This window comes from Paenibacillus sp. 01L418 (assembly GCF_056400045.1).
Genome location: NZ_JBFTSN010000590.1, coordinates 1 through 3,207, shown reverse-complemented (window position 1 = coordinate 3,207; position 3,207 = coordinate 1). Strand labels below are relative to the sequence as shown.

The following is a 3,207-nucleotide window of genomic DNA, read 5'->3' as shown; positions in this document are numbered from 1 at the left end:
CTCTTGGGCTCGTCCAGCCCATTGCAGCCGATCTTGATTGATGCGAATCGAAAAAGGGTTTGTCCTTAAACGCCTCGAGCTTGACCATCCCTGCTTCGGATAATACTTTTCCAGTATGATCACTGTAAATATAAATGGAATTAACGAACGGCAAAGATGAGGATATTTCAACTAACTTTTTTTGAATTACGAAGTAATCATACAGTGACTTGGGCTTTTCATTAAAAAAAGCTTGCAGCGTTTTGTCCGTCTGCATTTCCCTTACCACATTGCGCTCAATCAGTTGCAAGTTGGCGTCCACATTTTGCATCGTCTGCTCCACGATCGCTTGATTCGTTTCTAAATACTTTTTCTCAGACGAATTATTTAACGTTGAAAAAAACAAAAAGATAACTGATGAAATAACAAAGAAAAATATCGGCGTATACGACAGCATCATCCGGTAATACCAGTTCATCTTCAAATGAACCAACCTCCCGTCCATTTATGAAGCGCTTACAATTAAAGAGGTTTCTAGTTTCTTCTTCTAGCCAACCTCTACCTGCAAAGGAAAGAAACCGCGAATACGCGGCCTCCTCCATGCAGTTGTTGATTATGCCTTAGACCATGAAGCTAGCTGCCGGTCATGTTCGGCGTATTCACTGTATCTGTCCTTTACTCCGCCTTTTTCTGTGTTCCCCTCATGAATGTAAATACGGTGCTTCATCGTTATTGCATCTCCACCTGGCAAAAGCTTTCCTCCGCAGAAATGGAAATTCGCAGGTGTGAAAGGGCCATAATCACGGACAAACCATTGAGAAGCAAAAGTTTCATTTTCCGGATGGGAGAAAACCGCAATACCTGCCTCGGTGTACTGCTTGACCACTTCATCTCCGTCTCGCTGCATGCTGAGAAACAGTTCACCGCTGTAGTCAACCCATTCCGTCACAGACCCAAAAATGTCCGCTTCTCCTTTTTTCCCTTCGGCAGACGTGAGGCCACCTCGATGATGTCCGCTAATTTGCTCGTTAACGCGAATAAATGGAAATCCGCCTTCTTTGGTATCTCCGAACCGGACATCGCCGTTCACAGCAAACAACTGTGTCGTAAGATCCATATACCTCGATTCTGGAGGCAGATTATAAATGCGGACACTTCGAGCTTCTGTTAGAAGAAGGCGTCCATTCTCGTCCAACCAGTCGATCAGTGCCGTCATTTGTCCAAAAACAGGACCGCTTGCAAGCACAACAAATGTCCGGTGCACCTGCCTGCCTTCACCGCGAAACTCGTGATACAGCTTATGACTGTTCACATCATCGTGTCCCCACCATAACCCGTGATGATGAAGATGATCGTCCGGCCCATCATGGATCAGTGTCTTTCCATGCGGCCCGATTAAGGGATAAAAGTAAGGTTTTGCACTCGTAGCCGCATATAGGTACCGAGTAAAAAGTTTACCCTCAATGCTTACGACAACTCTTGCATTATCTTCCTGATGATCGAGATACACCCCAGGCAGCTCGCTCCAAGGATTATGCTTCCGGTCTGCTGGAGCAGCAGTTGAAGCAGCTTTTAATTCAAATAACAAATGGGTCTCCAGCGGCAATGAAACGTCCTGTACCAGTATATAAAGCGCACATTCAGCAATTGCACCTTGCGGCCCTGCTGACATGGCATACGGGCTTAACTGACATGCAAACGAAAGACCTGCCGAATGATTAACTGCGAATAGATTACAATTTCCTGACCATTCCAAAAGCCGCTTAAACATTGTTTCTTCCATTTCTACTCGAACAACGGCTGGGACCGGAGTGCCTGCATGAATGGAAAACTGCAGCGATTCGTCGAACGTCATATCGGATCCCCTCCTATTTGCTTTCTCCGCTTACCGTAATTTGATTGCTGCTGAACGCTGCAACGGAGTTTTTCTTCTCATAGAAGTGAGTCGCTGACGCCATAATCCCTTCCCGTGTATAAAAAGGGCTGTCTGGCCGAATAGGCAGCTCAACAGTTGTCCCTGTGCTGGAAGCTTGATAAATAGCAGTAATAAGCTCAAGCGTCTTTCTTCCTTCCACTCCCGTTACGAGTACTTCACCGCTGCCGTTTTCAATAGCGGTTATAACATTATCCAGCTGGCCTTTGTGCCCTACATAGGTTAAGGAAGCTGTACCATCTGCAACAGCTTCAATTTGCCGCTCCAATTCCGGGTTTTCTATAGGAAAACCGTTTTCCTGTGCAGATGAAGCGGTTACCTGCCATGGCATGGATACCCGCGCTTTCTCACCTTGGAAAATAAGCTTTTGCTCTTGTCCGTGATGAACGACGGAGCTTGTGATTTGAGCAATCGCACGCGGATAGGATAAAATCGCTACCGACAAATCCTCAACTTCTGCATTATCATGGGAAGTATTAGCCATAATGGCCGTCACTTTATCAGGCATACCCATCATCCATTGGAACATATCGATATGATGTACGGCATGGTTCAGCGTACAGCCTCCGCCTTCCTTCTCCCAAGTTCCGCGCCACCACAAATCGTAATAGGTATATCCTCGCCACCAAAAGGAATCTACCTGCGCATGCACGATTCGTCCTGCAAGCCCAGAATCAAGCACGCTCTTAAGCTTCATGACCGCATCGCCAAATCGATTCTGGCTTATAACGGAAAGAATTTTTCCTGATGCGGCAGCGGCTTCGTTCATTCTATCGCATTCAGCCAGCGAAGATGCCATTGGCTTCTCGACAATGACATGTTTTCCTGCTTGCAGGAAGTCTACGGACAGATCAGCGTGTGTATAGGGCGGTGTGCAAATCGAAACCAAATCGATATCATCACGCGACAACAAATTTTTGTAATCGTTTACAATTTCGCAATTCAGTTGAAACTTCTTTTTTTTGTCCTGCGCGCTTGCATCATTAATATCGTATAAAGCAACAATACTGCAGCGGTTCCCAAGTGCCAGATAAGCTTCGATATGAGCAGACGATATAGAGCCGGTTCCAATAATCGCAACACGAATCATATAATTCCATCTCCTTAGTCATTTTTCTCAACTGATAATACTAGTATACAATTAATTCAGACAAGTGCATATGCCTTTTTTATATGAATATATATAGCAAAATCAAAAAAACAGCCGACACCTCCTATGAGGCTGCCTGCCGTTTCATTGCACATGATTACTTAAAATACGCGGGGTGTTTCTCTTTCAGCTCATCCTTCTCCAG

2 protein-coding genes and 1 pseudogene are annotated in these 3,207 nt (G+C 45.3%); all 3 read right to left on the bottom strand.

Annotation, left to right across the window (positions count from 1 at the left end):
- Positions 1 to 457, bottom strand: a pseudogene (locus AC1DSE_RS33210) (AraC family transcriptional regulator); the annotation flags it as partial.
- 135 nt (positions 458 to 592) lie between these two features.
- Positions 593 to 1,834, bottom strand: a complete 1,242-nt coding sequence (locus AC1DSE_RS33205) for a DUF6807 domain-containing protein (protein ID WP_477511028.1) — start codon at positions 1,832 to 1,834, stop codon at positions 593 to 595.
- 13 nt (positions 1,835 to 1,847) lie between these two features.
- Positions 1,848 to 3,002 carry a Gfo/Idh/MocA family protein gene (locus AC1DSE_RS33200; protein ID WP_477511029.1) on the bottom strand — a complete coding sequence of 385 codons (1,155 nt, stop codon included), beginning with the start codon at positions 3,000 to 3,002 and terminating at the stop codon, positions 1,848 to 1,850.
- Positions 3,003 to 3,207 lie beyond the last annotated feature (205 nt).